This window comes from Gelidibacter maritimus (assembly GCF_014062315.1).
GTDB classification, from domain to species: Bacteria; Bacteroidota; Bacteroidia; order Flavobacteriales; family Flavobacteriaceae; genus Gelidibacter; species Gelidibacter maritimus.
Genome location: NZ_JACGLT010000002.1, coordinates 368228 through 391301, shown reverse-complemented (window position 1 = coordinate 391301; position 23074 = coordinate 368228). Strand labels below are relative to the sequence as shown.

Annotated in this window: 20 protein-coding genes; 14 read left to right on the top strand and 6 right to left on the bottom strand. The window is 38.6% G+C overall.

The genetic code is table 11. The features are described from left to right. Positions 1–110 precede the first annotated feature (110 nt). From H3Z82_RS03930 to H3Z82_RS03905, 6 genes are all read left to right on the top strand, one after another. The gene (locus H3Z82_RS03930) at positions 111–905 is read left to right on the top strand and encodes a metal ABC transporter ATP-binding protein (RefSeq protein ID WP_235982366.1); all 795 of its coding nucleotides are present in this window, start codon (positions 111–113) and stop codon (positions 903–905) included. A gap of 129 nt (positions 906–1034) precedes the next feature. Continuing rightward, entirely contained in the window at positions 1035–2654 is a 1620-nt protein-coding gene (locus tag H3Z82_RS03925; protein ID WP_182202688.1) for a DUF3843 family protein, read from the top strand. Positions 2655–2701: 47 nt separating this feature from the next. Then, complete coding sequence (locus tag H3Z82_RS03920; RefSeq protein WP_182202686.1) at positions 2702–3829, top strand: metal ABC transporter permease; 1128 nt, start codon at positions 2702–2704, stop codon at positions 3827–3829. Next, on the top strand, positions 3822–4982 hold the full coding sequence (locus H3Z82_RS03915) for a metal ABC transporter permease (RefSeq protein ID WP_182202683.1): 1161 nt from the start codon (positions 3822–3824) through the stop codon (positions 4980–4982). The genes H3Z82_RS03920 and H3Z82_RS03915 overlap by 8 nt, the downstream gene beginning before the upstream one ends. Before the next feature lie 214 nt (positions 4983–5196). After that, positions 5197–5877 carry an N-acetylmuramoyl-L-alanine amidase gene (locus H3Z82_RS03910; protein WP_182202681.1) on the top strand — a complete coding sequence of 227 codons (681 nt, stop codon included), beginning with the start codon at positions 5197–5199 and terminating at the stop codon, positions 5875–5877. Positions 5878–5915: 38 nt separating this feature from the next. Continuing rightward, entirely contained in the window at positions 5916–7382 is a 1467-nt protein-coding gene (locus H3Z82_RS03905) for a M14 family zinc carboxypeptidase (RefSeq protein WP_182202678.1), read from the top strand. 6 nt (positions 7383–7388) lie between these two features. Here the strand turns inward: H3Z82_RS03905 and H3Z82_RS03900 are convergent, their stop codons facing one another. Next, positions 7389–8702: a D-alanyl-D-alanine carboxypeptidase/D-alanyl-D-alanine-endopeptidase gene (locus H3Z82_RS03900; protein ID WP_220459121.1), complete on the bottom strand. Its 1314-nt coding sequence runs from the start codon at positions 8700–8702 to the stop codon at positions 7389–7391. A 198-nt stretch (positions 8703–8900) separates the two neighbouring features. On the opposite strand from H3Z82_RS03900, the gene H3Z82_RS03895 reads away from it, so the two are divergent. Then, a complete protein-coding gene (locus H3Z82_RS03895) occupies positions 8901–12035 on the top strand; it encodes a SusC/RagA family TonB-linked outer membrane protein (RefSeq protein WP_235982339.1) in 3135 nt (1044 codons plus the stop codon). Positions 12036–12046: 11 nt separating this feature from the next. Next, the gene (locus H3Z82_RS03890) at positions 12047–13531 is read left to right on the top strand and encodes a SusD/RagB family nutrient-binding outer membrane lipoprotein (protein ID WP_182202676.1); all 1485 of its coding nucleotides are present in this window, start codon (positions 12047–12049) and stop codon (positions 13529–13531) included. A gap of 58 nt (positions 13532–13589) precedes the next feature. Here H3Z82_RS03890 and H3Z82_RS03885 read toward each other — a convergent pair whose 3' ends face one another. From H3Z82_RS03885 to H3Z82_RS03875, 3 genes are all read right to left on the bottom strand, one after another. Further along, positions 13590–14615, bottom strand: coding sequence for an aminotransferase class I/II-fold pyridoxal phosphate-dependent enzyme (locus tag H3Z82_RS03885; RefSeq protein ID WP_182202674.1), 1026 nt, complete (start codon positions 14613–14615; stop codon positions 13590–13592). 3 nt (positions 14616–14618) lie between these two features. Continuing rightward, positions 14619–15632 (bottom strand): dipeptide epimerase, encoded by a 1014-nt coding sequence (locus H3Z82_RS03880; protein WP_182202672.1) that lies wholly within the window; start codon positions 15630–15632, stop codon positions 14619–14621. 207 nt (positions 15633–15839) lie between these two features. Beyond that, positions 15840–16607 (bottom strand): TerB family tellurite resistance protein, encoded by a 768-nt coding sequence (locus H3Z82_RS03875; RefSeq protein WP_182202670.1) that lies wholly within the window; start codon positions 16605–16607, stop codon positions 15840–15842. Positions 16608–16807: 200 nt separating this feature from the next. On the opposite strand from H3Z82_RS03875, the gene H3Z82_RS03870 reads away from it, so the two are divergent. The 6 genes from H3Z82_RS03870 (at position 16808) to H3Z82_RS03845 (ending at position 20943) form a co-directional block, all read left to right on the top strand. Continuing rightward, positions 16808–17218: a BrxA/BrxB family bacilliredoxin gene (locus H3Z82_RS03870; protein ID WP_182202668.1), complete on the top strand. Its 411-nt coding sequence runs from the start codon at positions 16808–16810 to the stop codon at positions 17216–17218. A 129-nt stretch (positions 17219–17347) separates the two neighbouring features. Beyond that, positions 17348–17749, top strand: coding sequence for a hypothetical protein (locus H3Z82_RS03865; protein ID WP_182202666.1), 402 nt, complete (start codon positions 17348–17350; stop codon positions 17747–17749). Positions 17750–17785: 36 nt separating this feature from the next. Next, positions 17786–18523 carry a lysophospholipid acyltransferase family protein gene (locus H3Z82_RS03860; RefSeq protein ID WP_182202664.1) on the top strand — a complete coding sequence of 246 codons (738 nt, stop codon included), beginning with the start codon at positions 17786–17788 and terminating at the stop codon, positions 18521–18523. An 11-nt stretch (positions 18524–18534) separates the two neighbouring features. Beyond that, positions 18535–19524 carry an acyl-ACP desaturase gene (locus H3Z82_RS03855; protein WP_182202662.1) on the top strand — a complete coding sequence of 330 codons (990 nt, stop codon included), beginning with the start codon at positions 18535–18537 and terminating at the stop codon, positions 19522–19524. 213 nt (positions 19525–19737) lie between these two features. Beyond that, positions 19738–20115 carry a GxxExxY protein gene (locus H3Z82_RS03850; protein WP_182202659.1) on the top strand — a complete coding sequence of 126 codons (378 nt, stop codon included), beginning with the start codon at positions 19738–19740 and terminating at the stop codon, positions 20113–20115. Between the two features lie 171 nt (positions 20116–20286). Next, positions 20287–20943, top strand: coding sequence for an HD domain-containing protein (locus H3Z82_RS03845; protein ID WP_182203019.1), 657 nt, complete (start codon positions 20287–20289; stop codon positions 20941–20943). A gap of 78 nt (positions 20944–21021) precedes the next feature. Here H3Z82_RS03845 and H3Z82_RS03840 read toward each other — a convergent pair whose 3' ends face one another. Together H3Z82_RS03840 and H3Z82_RS03835 are read right to left on the bottom strand one after the other, a co-directional pair. Then, the gene (locus H3Z82_RS03840) at positions 21022–21888 is read right to left on the bottom strand and encodes a TraB/GumN family protein (protein WP_182202656.1); all 867 of its coding nucleotides are present in this window, start codon (positions 21886–21888) and stop codon (positions 21022–21024) included. Between the two features lie 91 nt (positions 21889–21979). Beyond that, positions 21980–23053, bottom strand: coding sequence for a PA0069 family radical SAM protein (locus tag H3Z82_RS03835; protein ID WP_182202654.1), 1074 nt, complete (start codon positions 23051–23053; stop codon positions 21980–21982). Positions 23054–23074 lie beyond the last annotated feature (21 nt).

Below are 23074 nucleotides of genomic sequence, written 5' to 3'. Positions count from 1 at the left end.
ATTCAAAGAAACCCAGAATGTTCAATTTCTAATTTTGACTTCAATAGCATAGAGAGCACTAATTCTTTAAAACAATAAAGAGTTTAAATGAAATTTCAGAAATGGATAACATGAAAAATACGCATTCCAATAAAGAGACCCCTGCCTCCCTGTCTGCTGACGAGGCAGGCGCAGGGGTTGTGGCTGTAAAGGTAGACGACTTAACCGTAGCCTACAATTACAAACCAGTACTTTGGGATATCGATCTTGAGATTCCCGAAGGCGTTCTCATGGCCATTGTTGGCCCTAATGGAGCAGGAAAATCCACTTTGATCAAAGCTATTTTAGGTATTTTAAAACCTATTGCTGGCAGTGTGACCATTTTTGGCAAACCTTATCACAAACAACGCTCACACGTGGCCTATGTGCCACAAAAAGGAAGTGTAGATTGGGATTTTCCTACCGTTGCACTAGATGTGGTCATGATGGGCACCTACGGTAGCCTAGGATGGATCAAACGTCCGGGAGCTAAAGAAAAAAAAGCAGCTTTGGAAGCTTTGGAAAAAGTGGGCATGCTTCCTTTTAAAAACCGACAGATTAGTCAGCTATCAGGAGGTCAGCAGCAGCGCATCTTTTTGGCAAGGGCCTTGGTTCAGGATGCCTCCATTTATTTTATGGACGAGCCCTTTCAAGGCGTAGATGCTACCACAGAAATTGCCATCATCAATATTTTAAAAGAATTGCGAAAAGCAGGAAAAACAGTGGTGGTTGTGCATCACGATTTGCAAACCGTTCCAGAATATTTTGATTGGGTTACGTTTTTGAACGTTAAAAAAATAGCTACAGGTCCTGTAAAAGATATTTTTAATGATGATAATTTGACCAAGACTTATGGCATTAATTATAAGGTGAGTGTGCAGAAATAGGCATAAGGAATTAGGGGCCTGCCCCAACGTGCCTTTTCGGTACGGACAGGTTAGGGATTAGGAAAATATGTTTTTGACGGAAGACCGACGACTGGAAACTAATTGAGCATTAAATTTCAAAAAAAACAGATGAAGAAATTTTATATAAAGCATTGGTTACAATTAAAACCGCAACATTATAGTGGAAGAACAGATATACACTATCTGAACATTGCCAACGATATCTATTCTTCCATAAATGACCAACAAAAATTAAAATTATTTGAAATCATAGAGGAAGATGATCTTATAGAACTCTGTTGTTTTATCACATGTTATTACGAAGATGTGATTTCTCAAACTAACATCTGGAAGACCTTTAAAAAACTCCATGCTGAAGCCTATGACAAGCCCCTACCATTTTATACCCTTGACGAAAACTATATTGATGAAGAAATCAATCTGGAGGATGTCGCTTTTCTATTATGGTATTATCTAAACACAGTACAAGGCGAGAAACTTATTAATCCATTCAATGAGTTTATATTCGAGATTGCTGTGCAAATCATGGATATATTGGATGAAGACTATGAATTTGCTCCAGAAAATCAAATGCTTAAGAAATTCTACGACTTCAATTCAAAGTCAGTTGCAGATGCCGATAGATTTTATAAAACGAGAGATTATCTTCAGAAATTCTTTTTTGAGTCTTATTTGTTCTATCCCGACATTAAGTCTCGCTTAGATCAAGAAATTCTTAGCTTCGTCGATGAGTTTACTGATGAAGAGCCTGATGTCATAATGGGTTATATAAGGGAAGTAACCGAAGAATATACCTTCAACAAGGTCAGCTCACTTTTAGCGCTTACCGCTCAAGAATGGGCCAAGGCAGCTTTAGGACCATCACATGCAGATTACGAGGCTATTTCCAATATTTCACCAAAAATAAAAGGCTTTTTTCAATACAAATCGCAGTCTGAGACCGATGTTAGCTTAGAGCATATTGCCTCAGGAATGTTGTTTAAAATGACTAAAAAATCATTTGACCCTGTAGAGGATTTGCACGAAGATAATATCATTTATATTGGATTGGTCAAGTATAAAGAGGAGTGGTGGTTTTCTGGTAACTTCACAGCCCAGCCCTTTGATGCAGATCTTATTTTAGATCAAAAAAATTCGACAGAAGCAAGATCAGAAGTCAGTTTTTTAGAGGATGAGCAAGAAATTAAATCCATCCTATCTCTACAAAAACAAGCCTTTTTGGATTATAATGAGGGTTCATTAATTGCATTTTTAAGAAGCCAGGATTTGAATCCTTTCTTAGATGGTTTTTTTACGTATTACAATAACTCCCTAGAACTTACCGATCAAGAAAAAAAGGAAGCCCTCAAACGAGCACGATTAGAAGGCTATTTTGGTGATGAGAATGGTTTCAAGGAATGGGATGATACCGAAGATCTATTCGTCGTCTTTTTTAATCCCAATTCTGGAGTTGAGTTCTATGATGACATCGTTAATGCTTTTCCTGATAAACAAAATCCGTTCTTCGTCAGGGAGAGCCTTGAAGATATTCAACATATATTGATGTCCCAAGTTTGCTCTACGGAGTTTACCAACTATTTTATAGAGCATTACAAAGACCGGTTGGACTATTTCAAAATCGAACCCTTTAAATCCTATTTGAACGATTTGGACTTCCTTCTAAAATTTTGGAAGAAAGAATATTATAAAACCATGAGTACGGTTGTACTAACCGGGAAAACCGCATAAAATTTGAACTAATAATAAAAGGATTCCTGCCTGCGCAGGAATAGGTTATGAATTTACAAGACTATTTTTCTTTAGTTTTTACAGATTACACGCTTCGTACCATTACCTTGGGCACTGCTATCTTGGGAGCTGTCACAGGAATGCTGGGAAGCTTTGCCGTTTTGAGAAAACAGAGTTTGCTTGGTGACGCCATTTCGCACGCGGCCCTTCCTGGGATTGCCTTAGCTTTTCTCATTACCGGCGCAAAAGACACCAATACACTTCTGCTTGGCGCCTTGGTCAGCGGACTCATAGGCACTTTTTGGATCAGAGGTATCGTGACCAAAACCCATCTCAAATCGGATACCGCTTTAGGGCTCATTCTTTCACTTTTCTTCGGATTTGGGATGCTTTTACTGACATTCATCCAGAAGCAACCTAATGCCAATCAAGCGGGATTGGATAAGTATTTATTTGGCCAAGCCGCCACTTTGGTGGAGAGTGATGTGTGGTTAATGGCCATTATCACCAGCATCTGCTTAATCGTTATGCTGTTGTTTTGGAAGGAATTTAAACTTCTACTTTTTGACGCAGATTATACTAAAACTTTGGGTTTCAATACTAAATTCATAGATGTTTTAATCACTACTTTTATTGTGTTGGCTATTGTCTTGGGCTTACAGACGGTTGGCGTTGTGCTTATGAGCGCTATGTTATTGGCACCAGCAGCAGCAGCACGTCAATGGACCAATAGTTTGGGGAAAATGGTGTTTTTGGCTGCTATTTTCGGTGCCTTCTCAGGCGTTTTCGGAACCGCTATCAGTGCCAGTCAAGACAACCTTTCCACTGGACCGGTCATCGTTATCGTTGCCTCTGTATTTGTGGTTTTCTCTTTTATTTTCTCCCCGGGTAGGGGTTTGTTGTTCCGTCAAATCCGATTTATAAAAAACAGAAGAGATTTGGAATTGCAAAAAACACTCGCTTTTATGTATCATATTGCAGAAACCCACGAGGATATTTCGCACCCGCATACCATTAAAATTCTAAATAATTTTCAAGGGTTTACACGAAAGACACTGCAAAAATTGGTCGATAAAAATTATGTAACCTTAGATGGTGCCATGTGGAGTTTAACGGAAGAAGGTTTTGAAACCGCAGCCAATTTATACAACCAAAATTTCAAGAAACATGAGTAACGCCCAATTTGAAATACAGCTCATTGCAAGTTTGGTTGCCATCGCCTGTGCCATTCCAGGAACGTTTTTAGTGCTGCGTAAAATGGCGATGATCAGTGACGCCATTAGTCACTCTATCTTACCAGGCCTTGTTGTTGGTTTTTTTATTACACAGGATCTCAACTCGCCTCTGCTCATTTTATTGGCTGCACTTTCAGGGGTGATTACCGTTATTTTAGTTGAACGCATCCAAAAAACAGGTTTGGTAAAAGAGGATACCGCTATTGGATTGGTGTTTCCTGCCTTATTTAGTATTGGTGTGATCATGATTGCAAAAAACGCCAATGATGTCCATTTGGATGTGGATGCGGTATTGTTGGGCGAATTGGCATTTGCTCCTTTTGATAGAATTACGATTGGTGGTACCGATATAGGACCAAAATCATTATGGGTTATTGGAATTATTTTGCTGATAACCATCGGACTTTTAATCGCTTTTTTTAAGGAATTAAAGGTGAGTACATTTGATGCCGGCTTAGCGGCCTCTTTAGGATTCTCACCGGTAGTCATCCATTACGGACTCATGACCATGGCATCCATAACGACGGTTGGTGCTTTTGATGCTGTTGGTGCCATTTTGGTTGTGGCACTGATGATTGCACCCGCTGCTTGTGCTTATTTACTGACCACAGATCTTAAAAAAATGCTCGGACTCGCCATATTTTTCGGCGTTTTTGGAGCTATTACTGGATACTGGGTGGCCCATTGGCTCGATGCGTCCATTGCAGGTTCCATAGCCACCATGCTTGGGATTGTGTTTTTTCTTGTCTATTTATTCGCTCCGAGCAAAGGTTTGATTGCCGTGATGTACCGAGAAAGACGACAACGTACTGAAGTCTTATTGCTGACCTTTTTACTCCATTTAAAAAATCATAATGAAGTGGAAGAGCGCCATGTCAACCACCTCAACGAACATATCAATTGGCAAAAAGTGAAAAGTAAGACCGTGTTGGATTTAGCGCTTAAAAACAACATGATTCTTATTAATGATAAAATCGTATCGCTTACTGAAAAAGGTGATGAATTCACCTCCCAGGCCATTGATTATATCATTACTAATGAAGACGCACAGATTGAAGACATGAAGAAGCATTTTTTTCTGTTCAGAGGGTAATTTTTTTAAACACCTGTATAAATGTTTTAATCGGCCTTAGACCTCGTGATTTATGACAGCAAGGCGAATTGGTTAGTAGATGTAAAACTTCCCAAAATTATAAGTTCGGCTCGACATTAAAGTTTAATCTAACACTTGTTTATGGCTTGCATGGGTCATTTAGCTTAGGTAACAAATAATTTCGCTAAATTTGAAATTCATCTAACTTATAAAAATGAAATACGCCGTCTTTTGTATCAGTTTATTTTTGTTCTATGCCTGTGGCACTTCAAAAGACATAGTTGACAAACCAATTGTTTTTAATGACGAGCGCATTCAGCTTACCAAAGAATACTTAGCTAAGCGTTATGGTTTAGAGCAAGACACTCCTCAAATTGAACCCAAAATGATTGTTCTGCATTATACAGTTATTCCAACCATGGAAAAAACTTTTGACGCATTCAATCAGCCACAACTTCCAAGCAGACCTGATATTGCCACCGCAAGCGCACTGAATGTGTCCTCACAATTTTTGGTGGATCTCGACGGAACTATATACCGACTAATGCCGGAAACCTATATGGCAAGACACGTCATCGGTCTAAACCACGTAGCTATTGGCGTGGAAAATGTGGGAGGAACAAAAGATGTGCCGCTGACCAAAGCCCAAATAAGAGCGAATGCTTGGTTGGTGAAATATTTGACTGAAAAGTATCCCATTGAATATCTTATTGGCCATTCTGAATACACTCAATTTGAAGATCATGAGTTCTGGTTAGAAACAGACGATGGCTATAGAACAAAAAAATCAGATCCCGGAGATCATTTTATGGAAGCAGTCAGAAAACGGACAAAAAAACTCAATCTAAAACCAGCTCCCGACAAATCCTTAAATGGTCATGCGTCACTGAATTAACCAACGTACATTGATTTAACAAACACAAAAGATAAACCATGAGATCTATATTCTTTTTAATAGCCACCATTATATCATTTTCCGGTATGGGGCAAGTAGGCGATATGACCACAAGTTTATATGACAGCTATTCAAAATATAAAGAGCCGAGCTTGGACAAACGCCGGATCAAGCATAAAGACATCCAGCCCTTAATTTTCAAACTCAAAAGTAATCCAGCTTATACCGTTCAAAAAGTAGGAAAGAGTATTAAAGGTAAAAATATCAGTTTGATCAGCATTGGAACCGGAGACATCAACGTCTTTTTATGGTCTCAAATGCATGGTGATGAGCCTACCGCAACGCAAGCGATTTTTGACATTTTCAACTTTTTGAACAGTGACGATTTTAAAGCAGAAAAAAAAGAGCTGTTAAGCAAATTGACGCTCCACTTTATGCCGATGCTCAATCCGGATGGCGCAGAAGTATTTTCAAGACGTAACGCATTGGGAATCGATATCAATAGAGATGCGCTTATGCTACAATCGCCAGAAGGTCAGACATTAAAACGCATACGCGATAGTTTGGATGCCGATTTCGGCTTCAATCTTCACGATCAAAGCACCTATTATAATGCGGAACGTACATCTAAACCAGCCACTATTTCTTATTTGGCACCAGCCTATAATTATGAAAAGGACATCAATGACGTGCGTGGTAACGCGATGAAGGTTATTGTTTTTATGAACCGCATCATCCAAAAATATGCCCCAGGACAAGTCGGGCTCTACAACGACGATTTTGAGCCACGTGCCTTTGGAGATAACATTCAAAAATGGGGAACCAGTGCTATTCTAATCGAGTCGGGTGGGTTTAAGAATGACGTCGAAAAACAGGAAATCAGGAAACTCAATTTTGTATCTATTCTATCGGCATGTTATACAATTGCCAATGGCGATTATAAAAATATTCCAATTGAAGATTACGAGAAAATCCCGCAAAACGATCGGAAACTATTTGATTTGAAAATAGAACGTTTCACTCATAACCTTTTGGGAAAGGATTATATTTTAGACATCGGCATCAACCATTTGGAAGTTGAAGATGAAAATCACGAAACCTTTTATAATGTGGGCAGAATCGTTGAAAAAGGCGATCTCTCTACCTTTTATGGCTACGATACTGTAGATGCTACTGGTTATAGGCTGATTGAAGGAAAAGTGTATCCAGAAATCATTGAAACCCGAAAAGATCTGGAAGCCATGGATATCTACGGGCTTTTAAAATCGGGATACACTTATGTGAGATTGGCGGAGTTTTCGGCAACAGACAAAGACGTTTCGGTCCCAATAAATATCTTGGGCAAAGATCAAAAGGTACCAGGTTTTTATGTGAATATTGGGAACACTCCCAATTTTATCCTTCAAAAAGATGGCAGCGTAGATTATGCTGTGGTTAACGGATTCCTGATCAACTTAAATACTAAAGAGACTAATTTTAAGAATGCCATTTATTATGGTAAATAATAGCCTCTAATAATTATCTCTTAAATATTCAAGAATAGCCTGCATATGTTCTTTGACCTTATTGGTAGATGTATTGTAATTATTGTTCATAAAACTAAATATCAAAACTTCTCCAGAATTGGTCAACAAATAGCCGCTTAAGGTACTCGCGCTAGATAATGTGCCTGTTTTGGCAAACACGTATGGGCCATTTTCTCCGGCGTACCAATTTTTCAGAGTTCCGCTAACTCCACCGGCAGGAAAGAAATTGAACAGACGCTCTCTTGGAATTTCGGCGTAAAGCTTTTCCAAAACCTGAACAAAAGATAATGGTGTAAAAAGATTGTAATTGCTCAAACCTGAGCCATCTCGCCATTTTGGTTTTTGTTTTAAATCGTTAAGCTGATTATCGAGAATGGATTTACGAATGGTATCGGCATCCAAGGTGTCAGAAACTGTTGAGGAAGCTAAAATCAAAATCTGTTCAGCCAAAAAATTATCACTGACATGCATCATACGTTTATATAAGCTATCTGACGGAATACTATAGAGTATCTGATCGGTCTTGGCTGTTGTAGAAGGAATTAATTCTACTTTACCGGGTAGCAGATCATTCCAAAGTGCTTTCACCATAGTTGTATCTAAAACAAACGGCACTTCAGTTGGACTCTTTCTGGTCAGCTTAAGATAGAAATTATTCGCATTAAAATCACGGCGTTTACCCATCAATGTATATGTGGTTTGCGATTTTAAAAACTCCGGATACGTTTTTAGATCATCCGTATTTGAAATAGATACCACATTACCGTACAATGGAAATGCACTTCGTTCAGGACTGAAATAGGTGTCGTAATCTTCCCAAGCCCAACCTGGACCAAATTTCTCATTACTGTAATTATCCGTCACCAATTTTATAGCCTTATAATTTTTCATAAACTCCAAAGCCGTGCTGTCCTTAAAATAGGGGTGTAAAAAGCTGGGATCTCCAGTACCTTGGACAATCAGGGTGTCTTGCTGCACCGTGTATTTAAAGGCTGGGATCTTTTCAGGTAGATATTGTAAAGCTGTAAATAAAGTAAAGATTTTGGTATTGCTTGCCGGTGTGAAATAACGTTCGGCATTATAATTAAAAACGGTGTCCTTGGTTCTTGGATTGTAAACCATCAGGCCGGTAAACTGAGGCTCGTAGAACCTTGCGCTCAACGATTTTTCCAAATGTTTGGGAATTTTAGCCGATTTACAATTGGTAAGTAGTAATGTAAACAACATAATAAAACCTAAACGTACCACGGGATTGGATTTTACGTTTCTGAAACTCTTAAAAATAAAGGACTTTCTCATTTTAAAATAAACTTAAACATAAAGATTCCGAAAGTTACTTGATAAATATGGAAAAAAATGAAATCCATAAAAAAAATCAATATAAACCCTTCTCTATTGCTCATTTATTTATAATCTCTCTAAATAATTGAACAATACGCCAAATGCTATTTAATTCATTAAATTCACCGAGCTATTTTAATAAAAATGATTCAAATTATGCAAAAAAAGACTACCCTCACCTTACTTGGTTTTGTTACTTCTGCGTTTTTGATGTTATACGCTCAAACTATTACCGTTACTGGTGTAGTTACTGATGCGAATAATGTCCCAATGCCTGGTGTAAATATTCAAGTAAAAGGCACCACTAAAGGTGCAACAACAAATTTTGATGGTGATTATTCCATCACGGCGTCCACAGGAGATGTTTTAATTTTCTCCTACGTCGGATTTAAAAAATTAGAACGAACTGTTTCAACATCCGTAATCAATGTTACCCTTGAGGAAGACGCGAGTGCTTTAGATGAGGTTGTGGTGACGGCTTTTGGTATTAAAAGAGAAACACGAGAATTGGGTTACTCTGTTACCCAAGTCAAAACGGAAGATGTAGATCTCACCGGTCAGACCAATGCGTTAGCGTCATTACAAGGGCGTGTTGCTGGGGTTCAAGTCAGCCAAACATCAGGATCATCTGGTGGTGGCGTTGACATTTTAATTAGAGGGATTACCTCTGTAAATCCAAACCGAAGCAACCAACCTTTAATAATCATTGACGGATTAGCTTTGGATAATGATACGTTTTCAGGTAATGTATTGCCAAGTGCGGGATCAAACTCTCCCAGCAGTTCAGAACAATTTTCCTTTACCAATAGAGCTGCAGATATAAATCCAGAAGATATTGAAAGTTATAACGTCTTAAAAGGCGCAGCGGCCACAGCACTATACGGTGTAAGAGCAGCAAACGGTGCTATTATTATCACTACGAAGCGAGGAAAAATAGGGAAGGCCAAAGTTAATGTCTCGGCCTCTACCACGTTTAGAAATATAAATACCACACCAGAATTGCAAACCAAATATAGAGAAGGACTTAATGGTTTGCCAAGAGCTTTATACACTCCAGAAACAGATTCAGGTTTTACTAGAACCGGAACCAGTACGCCATTCCAATCGTGGGGACCGGAATACAGTGCAGATAGCGCTATTGTAGATGGAAATACCATCGATTTAACAGGAGATCGTTTTTATGATCCTTACGAACTCTTTCGCACAGGAATTAATACGCAAGTTGACTTTAACATCAGTGGTGCTTCTGAAAAACTAGATTATTATTTTTCTGTAGGAAATGATAATGAAAGGGGAGTGCTTCCAAATACAGACTATGATAAAACAACTTTAAGATTTAAATCTGGCTATCAGGTTAGTGATAAATTTAATATTAACACTTCTATAGGATACACTAAAGCTGGTGGTAAACGAGGTAGTGGTGGTGATAAATCAGTATTCAGTTCCTTGTCTTATTATTCTGGAACTTTCCCGATTAACGATTATCTCAATGAAGATGGTACCCAAAGAAATTACTCAAATGGCATTATTGATAATCCACGGTATTTATTAGAAACGAGTCCTTTGACGGATGATGTGAACAGATGGATTGGAAATATAACGCTTAATTGGGCTCCAAAAGATTGGATCAATATTACCTACGCTGCTCAAGTGGACAATTATTCAGACATGAGAAATCGTTTTGTGGCTCCAGACCTTGATGCAGGTGCAGCGGTGGGTGGATTTATAGTCAACCAGAACATCAATTTTACAGGTTTAGAATCCAACTTATTGGTTACTCTCAACAAAAGATGGTCAGACGATTTTGGTACTTCTCTAACCTTGGGAAATCAGATCTCAGATTCGAAAAGAGATTACTCAATGATCAGAGGTGAAACCTTAAACGTTCCTGGCATTAACGATATCGCCAATACAATCAATATTTTTGCTGATAAAACCGTTACCCAGATTAGAAATGTAGGGGTGTTTGGAGAACTTAAAGCCGACTATAAAAATCAGTTATTTCTAACCGTAACAGGACGTAATGACTGGTCATCAACCTTAGATAAAAATAATCGATCTTTTTTCTATCCATCCGTGAGTTTAGCCTATGATATGCATGAGCTTTTTGTTAAGGACAGTGATGTTTTTACTTTTGGAAAGATAAGAGGTTCTTGGGCTGAAGTTGGTAAGGGGCCAGGATTTGGAGAAACTGGAACTTATTTTGTAAAAGATGGTAATTTTCCGTTCAACGGTGCAGGTGGCTATAGAGCCAATACCGTTATTGGAGATGAGTTTATCGTTCCTGAAAAAAACAGATCTATTGAAGTGGGGGCTGACTTCCGTTTCTTTAATAACAGATTGCGTTTTGATTATGCCTATTACAAAACACGTGTAAAAAACCAAATTTTTACCGTAGGTACTGCTTATTCTTCAGGGCTCTCAGGAATTGTTAGAAACGCAGGAGATTTTGAGACTTCGGGCCACGAACTATTAATTTCTTACGATATCATAAAAACAGACGATTTTAAGTGGGAAGCCATTTTCAATTGGAGCACAAACGAAGGGAAAGTTTTATCTCTTCCAGAAGATATTAGTGAACTGATTTTTGCTGACTCTGGTTTTGCAGGGGTGACCTCTGAAATTAGAGATGGCGATAAAATGGGAGAATTATATGGCTATAAATGGCGATATGAAAACGGTAAGAGATACATTGGAGCAGATGGTCTACCAAGAGTAAACACCGATGAACGTGTGAAAATTGGTAATGCATTTCCTGATTTTATAACCTCTATCAATAATATGTTTAAATATAAGAGTCTCAGCTTTAACTTTCTTTTAGAGTGGAAAAAAGGCGGCGACCTATACGATGCCGGAAGACGTAATGCCATCAGAAATGGAATACTTCAAACCACAATTGTTAGAGATGAATCTATAGTGATGGACGGGGTTATGGATGATGGCAGCGGTGGTTATGTAACAAACACCACGCCTGGTCTTGTTGATCAGAATTACTATCGTGATTCTGGCCGCTACAACCGAGCCTCAGAAATATTGGTGCAGGATGCATCATGGGTTAAATTACGAAATATTGGATTGTCCTATAATTTTGGGGCAAATGTATTGAAGGCTTTGAATGTAGATAATTTAAGCGTGTCTGCAAGCGCACACAACATTTTACTATGGACACCTTATGATGGGTATGATCCTGAAGGGAATCAGTACAGTGCCGGTAGTAATGTTTATGGGTTTACAGGCTTAGGCACCCCGTTGAGCGAGAGCTATTCTTTAGGAATTAAATTAGGATTTTAAAAAAAATGAAGATGAAAAATATACTAAAAACAACATTTATAGCATTGCTTCTATTGGGCACAGGCTCATGTAGCGATGATTATTTTGACGTGAACACGCCTTCCGGTGCAGCCCAAGAAGAACAACTCCGAATGAAAGACTTGATGGCACCGGTTATTTATAGAACCATCCAGGGCCAATATTCCGCGGAGACCTCTTTTGGGAATTATACCCAATATTTCGTGTTTCAAGCAGGAAACGCCACCGGAGAAACCTCAGTAAACGGTTTATGGACTAATTTTTACCTGTATGCCTTGCCTAATATTCGGACTATAAAGGAAAAGGCAGCCGCATTAGGCGCAAACAGATATACGGCAGTTGCAGATATTTTAACAGCCATCAATTTAGGAATCGCTACAGATACTTGGGACAATATTCCTTATTCTGAAGCCGCGACTGGGGTGAACAATACGACACCGAGTTTTGACGACCAACAAGCCATTTACGCGAGTATCTTTGAACTTTTGGATAATGCCATTACTTTACTGGAAGCACCAGACAACTCAATCTATACGTTGTCTAATGACGATCTTATCTATCAAGGTGATATGGACAAGTGGCTAAGAGCTGCATATACTATTAAAGCACGCTATCAATTGCATTTGGTCAGTGCTGGTACCGTTTCGGCAAATGATGTATTGGCTACAATAAGTAAAGGCTTTACATCTAATGCGGATGATTTTCAAATGAATTATACTGACAGGGATATCAATCCTGTTTATGCCCAAGAGGTTATTGCAAGAGGTCAAGGAAATCCTCATAATAACTTGGCGAGTCAGTTGATAAGCTCCATGAACGGAGATTATTATCCATTTCAGTCCTCAGCATTGGATATTGATCCGAGGCTAATGGTTTACGGAGAATTGGACCAAAATAGTACGGAATGGAAAGGTTTTGTCAGCGGTGGTGGCGGTAAAAGCCCTGATGGGACTCCTGCCAATGCCAGATTCCGAACGGACGGTTATTATACCTCCATTGATTCTCCAATTGCAGTTATTACTTACGGAGAAGCCTTGTTTATTAAAGCGGAAGCTGCATTTTTGGCAAATGGAGGTACAACCACTTCTACTGGCTCTGATGCGCTTGCCTATAATGCCTATCTTGAAGGTATTGCCGCCAGTATGGAGAAATATGATGTTGACGGTAGTGATTATTTAGCAGATCCTGCAATTGCTGTAGGAGAGGCTGGATTGCAACTGAATCACATCATGAAAGAAAAATACATTCACAACTTCCTGAATCCGGAAACCTTTGTGGATTTCAGACGATATGATTTTTCAGACGATGTTTTTGTTGGTCTAACCATACGTGAAGAAATCGACTCTAGCGGAGACTATCCAGGGGAATGGTTTAGACGTGCAAACTACCCTTCAACAGAGGAGACACGAAACAGAGCAGCCGTTGAGGCTAACAAGAAAACCCCAGTGACACCAGTCTGGTGGGATGCACAAAATTAAAAATCTATTACAATATTTAAAAACCCTTCATTAATCTTAGTGAAGGGTTTTATTTTGTTTAAAATGCCGCCAAAGCAGATTTCAGTTGCTCTAAATCCTGTTGGGTATGGTTGGCCGTAATCACAATCCGGTTCATCAAAGCATCATAATTGGGATATTTAAAATTAGTGATAATGATCCCCTTAGATTTTAAATAGTCAAAAATAACGTTGCTATGGCAATAGATTACGGGGTAATCGTGAGCATAGTAAAATTGTTGAGGCAAACGCTCATCACCATATACAAACGTTAGGTTTTCACGTAATTTTTTAAGCTGATTCTGTATGACCTCCTGTCCTTTTACAAAGGTTTGTAAGAAGATTGGGTTCATTCCTGCTGCCGAGATGAACACCACGACATTTCTAATACTGTCAATAAGGTTTTTGTTCCCAACAATAACACCTCCAGAACATCCATAAGCTTTGGTTAAAGAGCTGATCATTATTTTTTGCGAAATACTCGGATGGTTAATTGTTTTAAAAACACCTGTTCCATCCTTACCAACAATACCCAAACTATGGGATTCATCGATTAATAAAGTGATGGTTTTACTGGAAGAAATATCGTCCAAGAAATCAAAGTCTGTGGGTTGGACCGCTAAGGATAAGAGCGCATCTGCAGTAATTACCACGGATTCTTTCACCTCATCTGTCAATCTTGGATGCAAGGCTCCATCAACAAATAATGGTTTGCTTGAATGTTCAAGAATGGCGGGATGAGTTTTTGGGTAATGATAAAAATGTTGGTGTGTTTTTGCCAAATAATCCAACACGAGCCTTCCTGCCAAAGTGCCTGAGGAAACGGTAAGTGCCGCCTCAGCTTCACAGTTTTTGGAAAACAAGTCCTCTGCTTCTTGGTAAATTTTTAATTGAATATTTGAGTTCCGTGAACTTCCATAAGATGTACCCCATATTTTGATACTTTCAAAAAGTAGGTTTTGAAACTCAGCATTGGTAGCCATCCCTAGATAAGAAGTGCCGCCGAAATAAAGATAGGTCTCACCATCAACACAAATGGTTCGATCCGGAAATTGGTCAACAGTCATTGATTATGAGGTTAAGGTCACGCCAGTCCCATTTAAATCACTGTAAAAAACCTCACCATTTTCTATACGTACTCCAGTAGCAATATCGCTGGCTAGTAATAGAGCGCCATCCATATCTACATAATCCAAAAGTGGCAATAAATGTGCAATTGCTGAAATACCAACTGTAGATTCGGTCATACAGCCCACCATAGTTTTCATCCCCAATTGTCTTGCTTTTACTAACATCCGTCGTGCTGGAGTTAGCCCGCCACATTTAGTCAACTTGACATTAACCCCGTGAAAATGTTGGTAGCACTTATCAACATCAGCTTCTACTTGACAGCTTTCGTCGGCTATAATAGGCAATACCGACTGTTCAAAAACCTTTTTATGACCTTCCCAATCGTCTGCAGGCAAAGGTTGTTCTATAAATTCAACCCCCAATTCTTTTAAGGCTTTTGCATTGACAATAGTTTCATCAGCGGTCCAACCACAGTTGGCATCTACTCTGAAAACTGCGTCGGTATGCTTACGTAATTCAGTAATGATTTCAATATCCCGATCTGATCCAAGTTTAATTTTATAAATTGGCCATGGCAATTCTTTCATTTTAGAGACCATTTTTTCAATGGTATCAATCCCGATGGTATAATTGGTTAACGGGTTATGACTGATATCATAATCCCAAAGTTCATATAATTTTTTATCTTCTAGTCTTGCATAAAGATCATTATAGGCCAAATCCAAAGCACAGAGAGCAAACATATTATGCGATAATTGCGATTTCATTTTCTCCCAAAACTCTTCAGGGGCCATGTCAGATGAATCTGCGATGAGCGGTTCCAATTGCTTCAAATCATTCATCATTCCTTTGATGCTTACGTTGTAATATGGATTTGAAGTAGCTTCCCCAAATCCAGATTTACCATCTTTTTTTAATTCAACAATCAATGAAGGCTGCTCGTCTCGAGACTCTCTTGAAATAGTAAAGGTGTGTTTCAGTTTTAACGTTTGAGGTCTTAATATCAATTGCATCGTATAAAATTTAATTCGTTAGTATGAGTGATTAAAATATCCTTAAATTAGATGTAAACAATCAACTAAATTAATGAATTTATAATGGATTGCATCGGTATAAAAGAATAATTCCCTTGAAATAAGTACTGAGGACTTTTATAGGTAAAACCACAGATGATGACAGATTATTTAATTGAATTTAGAAGCAATTAAGCTATAGACCACTCAAAATCGGCGCTCCTTTTGTAACTTCTCATAAGCTTCCTGTACTTGTCTAAATTTGTCCACTGCACCTTTTTGGTGCGCTTCACCTAAATGGGCCACACGATCAGGATGGTATTTTTTTGCCATTTTTCTGTAAGCAGCCTTAATTTCATCCACCGTGGCTTCTTTTGTGATTTCAAGTATTTTATAGGCATTGTCACTACTATCATAAAACATAGCCTTGATACTTTCAAAGTCTCGGGAACTGATGCCTAAGTATCCTGAAATGGTATGTATTTGATTCACCTCCGGATCCGTCACCATTCCATCTGCTTTAGCAATCCCAAACAGGAAATGCAGTAATTGTAAGCGTGAGGCATGATCCATCATTTGTTGGATTTGCATGCATACTTGACGTACCGGAATTTGTTGTTGATTGATCCCTTTAAATAGTCTAAAAGCTTTATTGGCCCGCTCCTGTCCGTACATATTGACAAATTGCTGACGCACATAATCCAATTCACGTTGGTCTTGATGTCCGTCTGCCTTAATCACCACAGAGGCCAAGATCAACAGGCTTACTTCAAAGTCGCCCGGCTGCGTTTGAGGCCGCGCCTGTCTTCTATAGGTTGGCTGATTTTTCTGTTTGGTCTGCCAGTCGCCCAAAAGTGGTGTGCCACTATCTGACACAGAATCTATAATACTACCCAATACCAATCCAATAATAGCTCCAATTGGCCCGCCAAAAGACCAACCTAATCCTGCACCTATCCATTTTGAAAAACTCATCTATTTATATATTTTAATAAGATCAAAGATACTATAGTTCGTCTTTTTAAGCCCTAAAATTACTATTTAAATTTCCATTGATAACAGAAATGCCAGCATTCAAAGTAGCAACTTACAACCAATGTAATCAGGCTATTTTTTAGTATCTTTGCAGTCCCGAACTTCGGGATAAATTATTAATTTTTTAAATATTAAAATATATGTATCCAGCAGAATTAGTAAAACCAATGCGAGAAGACTTGACCAAAGTTGGTTTTGAAGAATTGCATAGCGCTCAAGATGTTGACAACGCCTTAGCTAAAAAGGGCACAACCCTAGTAGTTGTTAATTCAGTTTGTGGCTGTGCGGCAGCAAATGCACGTCCGGGCGCGCGAATGAGCTTACAGAACGAAAAACATCCAGACCATACCGTTACTGTGTTTGCAGGCGTAGATAAAGAAGCAGTAGACAAAGCAAGAGAGCATATGGTGCCATTTCCTCCAAGCTCACCATCCATCGCCCTGTTTAAAGATGGCGAATTGGTGCACATGTTAGAGCGTCATCATATTGAAGGAAGACCTGCAGAGTTGATTGCAGAAAACCTTGTAGATGCCTACAATCAGCATTGCTAAAAAGCTTGAAGCACGAAGCTTCAAGTTTTTGGATTGAACATTTGAAAAACCACGGTAACTTATCGTGGTTTTTTTTGTTGGTACGCAACCAATGAGAATAAAATGTATCTATCTTAAAAGTACTTTGTTATGAAAGCATCAACATTCATTATAAAACTGGTTTTCCTATTTTTATTATTGACCGCCTTTAAATGTGATGACCAGGATTCTAATTCTCGATCTTGTGACGATTACATTTCAAAATTAGAGCAAATGAAAGCGGAGATTAAAGACCTTGGAGAAGCGTCTGTTTGCGATAAAAACTTTGAATGCCGTTCAATTGCGCTTGGTAGTAAGCCTTGCGGCGGACCATGGAGTTACTTGGTCTATTCTACGTCTATTGACACGTTGACGCTCCACAATCTGGTTGAGGCGCATAATAAATTAGAACGCGAATACAACACTGCATGTCAACAATATTCAGATTGCATGATGGTAAAACCGCCGCTTCGGATAGAATGTGAGGACAATAAATGCATTGCCATTTATTAATAGGTTTTTAGGTCGAGTTTTTCTTAATTTTGTAGCATGAGAAAAATATTGGCATACCCTTTAACTGTGTTGTATTTCGTTTGTTTCGGAATTACACTTGTTGTATTTCATCCCATTCAATGGATTTGCTTCAATGTATTTGGTTATCAAGCGCATAAAATCAGTGTCGATTGGCTTCAGTTTTTTTTGATGCGTTCCCTTAATGTTTTGGGCACCCGATTCACTTTTACCAATCCTTATGATATTGATACAGACCAGCCGCTGATTATTGTGGCCAACCATCAGAGTATGTACGATATTTCACCTATTATGTGGTATATGCGTAAACACCATCCAAAATTTATCTCAAAAAAAGAGTTGGGCAGAGGTATTCCGAGTGTGTCTTACAACTTACGCCATGGCGGTTCTGTATTGATCGATCGTAAAAATCCGAGACAGGCGCTTCCTGCTATTATGAAGTTTGGCGAATATATCGAAAAGAACAAACGGGCGGCCGTTATTTTTCCTGAAGGCACGAGAAGCAAAACTGGTGTTCCGAAGCCTTTTCAAACAAAAGGATTGGAAATGATGATCAGAAAAGTGCCATCAGCTACCATTGTACCTATCAGTATCAACAACTCTTGGAAAATGTTGCGCTATGGGAAATTTCCTATGGGAATAGGAAATCATTTGAAATTCACCGTACATCAACCTATCAAAATTGCTACCTTTGTAGATAAGCAAGAATTAATCCGATCTGTTGAAGAGACGATTTCTTCAAATATTCATCCTTAAATTATAAGATTATGTCTTTAAAAAATGTGCGATTGGAAGTGATGGAACACTTGGAAAAAGACGTCGAATCACTAATAGAAAAATATTTAATTCCGATAGATAAAATTTGGCAACCTACTGATTTCTTACCGGACTCAGAAAGCGAGTCGTTTTATGATGAGGTTCGGGAGATACGAGAATTATCCAAAGACTTACCCTATGATTTTTGGGTGGTTTTAGTTGGCGATATGATCACGGAAGAAGCCTTGCCAACTTACGAATCCTGGCTGATGGATGTAGAAGGCGTGGATCAGGTAGGACGGAATTCATGGGGAAAATGGGTACGCCATTGGACTGCCGAAGAAAACAGGCATGGTGATGTGCTCAATAAATACCTCTATCTGTCTGGTCGCGTCAATATGAGAGAAATCGAAAAAACGACCCAACATTTAATTGCCGACGGATTTGACATAGGTACGGATAGAGATCCTTATAAGAATTTTGTTTATACCAGCTTTCAAGAACTGGCCACTTATGTTTCCCATAATCGTGTTGGGAAAATTGCCAAAGAAAAAGGCAACAGGTCACTTGCGAAAATGTGTAATATTATTGCTGGTGATGAGATGCGTCATCACCATGCTTATTCTGAATTTGTGGAGCGTATTTTTGCGGTAGATCCTAACCAAATGATGATTGCGTTTCAAACCATGATGAAGCAAAAAATTACCATGCCTGCGCATTTCCTAAGAGAATCCGGAGATCAGATTGGTACTGCATTTGAAGAATTTTCAAATACGGCACAGCGGATTGGCGTCTATACATCGGCTGATTATGTGGACATTCTAGAAAAACTGATCAACCGTTGGGAAATAGGAAATATCAAGAATCTTTCTGACGATGCTGAAAAGGCAAGAGACTATCTCATGAAACTTCCCGACCGAATGAAACGTTTGGCTGATCGAATGAAAATTCCAGAAAACTCTTATCAGTTTAAATGGGTTGAGCCGGCGAGGTTAAAATAGATAGAACACGGATAATGCTGATTGAGCTGATATTCACTGATTTCTATGTGTTTTAAATGGCACGTTTGATTTATGGAAAACCATCAGCATTTTGAAGCCACAGACTTAATTATCAACTCTTATCATTTTGAGTAGATGGAATCCTCGAGCTTGAAATAAGTTGGAACACTGATAACGCTGATTTTTATTTATTTTACTTAGCACGTTTGATTCATGGAAAACTATAAGAATTCAGAAACCACAGACTTAATTATTAAGTGCTTTTACAATGTCTATAATCAATTAGGCTACGGTTTTTTGGAAAAAGTATATGAAAAATCTATGTTCATCGAACTGAAAAATTCAGGTCTTTTTGTAGAACATCAAAAACCAATTAGTGTTTACTACAAGGAACAACAAGTTGGCAAATACTACGCCGACCTCATAGTATCTGAATCTGTGATTATAGAAATAAAAGCAGCTGAAACACTTTGTGAAGAGCACGAATTTCAACTCATCAATTACCACAAAGCAACCGATATTGGAGTAGGTCACTTACTTAACTTCGGAAAAAAACCTCAAATAAAAAGAAAGATTTATTCTAATCAATAAGACTTTAGATTTTTAAATTAGAACGCAGTTGTCACTGATAAAAGCAGATTTACACTGATTTTAACAAGAGGTTCATTTAAATTTTAGACGATAAATATATAATCCTATTATTATATCAAACTTTCATCAATGAAAATCATAAAAAATCCGCGTCATCAGCGTTCTATTATTATGAGCATCAAAGAAAATCAAATCTCACAAACCATCACTTTCGTAAAAGAACAATTAAAGAGTGCCGAAGGTGGCCACGACTGGTTCCATATTGAGCGTGTTTATAAAAATGCGCAATTGATTGCTCAAAATGAAGACGTTGATCTTTTTGTGGTTCAGCTCGGAGCGCTGCTTCATGATATTGCCGATAGTAAATTCCATGATGGCGATGAAACCATAGGTCCGAAAGTGGCAGGTGAGCTTTTATCGAATATTGGTGTGGATGCTGCAGTTATCAAACACGTTATCAATATCATTAAAAACATCTCCTTTGGTGGTGGCAATGAACTTCAAAAATTCCATTCTCCAGAACTTGATGTCGTCCAAGATGCCGACCGATTGGATGCCTTAGGTGCCATCGGGATTGCACGAACGTTCAATTATGGTGGCTTTAAAAACAGAACCCTTTACGATCCGTCAATACTTCCAAACTTAAACATGTCCAAAGAAGAATATAAAGCTTCCAGTACACCAACGCTCAATCATTTTTATGAAAAGTTATTGTTGTTAAAAGACATGATGAACACCAAAACAGGGCGTGAAATTGCCTTAGAGCGGCACCAATTTATGGTGCAATTTCTTGAGCAATTTTATGCGGAGTGGGATGGCGAAAAATAAAAGACCTAACAGTCCCGATAGCTATCGGGACTGTTAGGTCTGATAAATAACTAATTTATAAGTTGTTATTATTTAATCTTAATCCATCACTGGCGTCACTGTGTAACCCGCTTTTCTCAACAACTTGATGAGGCCCTGATCGCCTGCCAGATGCGCGGCTCCAACGCCATAAAATGTAGAGGCCTCTTTAGATAATTTTGTAATTTCCGGAATCCAATTGTTATTTCTGTCATCTAAAAAGCGCGCCATCATTTCCATATCGCCATTCATATAGTCATCCATATAATCGTATAAGGCGTCTATATCCTCGGAAATGTAGAGTTGAGCCATGGTGTTGAATAATGCTGTGCTCTCATCTAAGTTTTTAATCATGTCAAGCAGATCGTCCAATTGCCTTTCATAAGGAGTTGCATCAAAAACACCAACTTGAGTTGCTATCGTTTCTAAACCCTTAATTTGTTTATCCGACTCCTTTGCCATTTGCATCAAGGTCACTTCAAAACTTGCCAAAGGCTCATCCACTGATCCCATTAAAATAACAGACATGAGCATGAAAGGTTTCATGGTATTATACATCTGCATACCAATTCCGGTTTTGTCCTTTAAGAAATTATCCAATAACTCATACTCATTGTCATCCATAAACGATTTCAATTCCGTTCCTTCTTCTAAATATGCATGAGCCATCATATCTTGCATAAAACCAGGATCCGACATATCTAATTCCAGTACCACGAGCGCAGAAGAATCAAAAGCTCTTTTTACTTTGTCCTTCAACACAAAGTCTTTTTGCGGAATAAGGTGCATGGTGCCAAAAAGATAAGAAGTTTTGATCTCATCACCTTCAATTTTCCAAAGGTTTGTATTATCGTTTTCTTGAGAAATCATTGTTACCGACAAGAAACTCAAAAGGGTGGTTAGGATACTTTTTACAAGTCTGTTCATAATTGGCATGGAAGCGTTCTAAAATTCAAAAACTAAATAAGCGGATAATAATAATCCTCATAAATCTGATAAGTGTCGCCAAATATAAGGATTAAAATAACTTGAGCTGTCCATCTTTATACTGTTCGTGGAGCGACGTATTCAGTTTTGGCATTGATTTATTCTTAAAATATTTGAGCTTGGCCAGTTTGACCATGTCGTTGATTTGCTTGGCAATCTCACCTTCACCACGCATACGAGTTCCAATTCTGGAATCATTTAAACTCCCACCGTGGCAACTTTCAATTTGGTTGAGCACTTTATCGGCGCGATCGGGCATGGTTTTTTTAATCCAATCTGTGAAAATTTCACCAATAGCACCGTTCAATCTCACAATGGTATGACCCATACTCAAAGCACCCAATTCTGAGACTTTCTTTGCCAGTGCCAAGACCTCGTGACTGTTAATAGAAGGGATTATGGGTGCCATCATGACGTTGACGGGAATACCATGTTCTGATAAGACCTTTACCGTTTCCAATCGTTTTTTGATGGTCGCCGTCCTGGGTTCCAAAACGCGTCGCGTGTCTTCAGAAAGCGAGGTGACGGATATATTTACGGTTATCAAATTATCTTTGGCCAGTTCTTTTAGTAGATCCAAATCGCGAAGGATCAAGGCATTTTTAGTAATAATACCAACCGGATGTTTGTATTTTAAGAAGACTTCCAAACATCTCCGAGTGATTTCATATTGCTTTTCCGCAGGCTGATAACAATCGGTGTTTCCAGACATGACGATAGGATGGGCCTCCCAACTTTTTCTTTTGATGAATTTTTCCAACAATAGTGGCGCTTCTTTTTTCACCAAAATCCGCCGTTCAAAATCCAAGCCAGCGCTATAGCCCCAAAATTCGTGGGTGTTTCGCGCATAACAGTAGATGCATCCGTGCTCACAACCTTGATACATGTTCATGGAATAGCCCATGCCCACATCAGGGCTTTTAACTTTATTGACAATTGTTTTTGGGAAAACATCGAGGAAGAGTGTCTTGTTTTTATCGGCGCTTTCACCTTCCTTGGCGCAATACTCAAGAAAATCATCACGTATGTCGTGACTCAATTCAAAGAATCGATTGGGCACGTTAATTTGTGCACCTCGACCTTTTAAGGTAGGATTTGGGTCCATTTTTAATAATTTATTGATGGT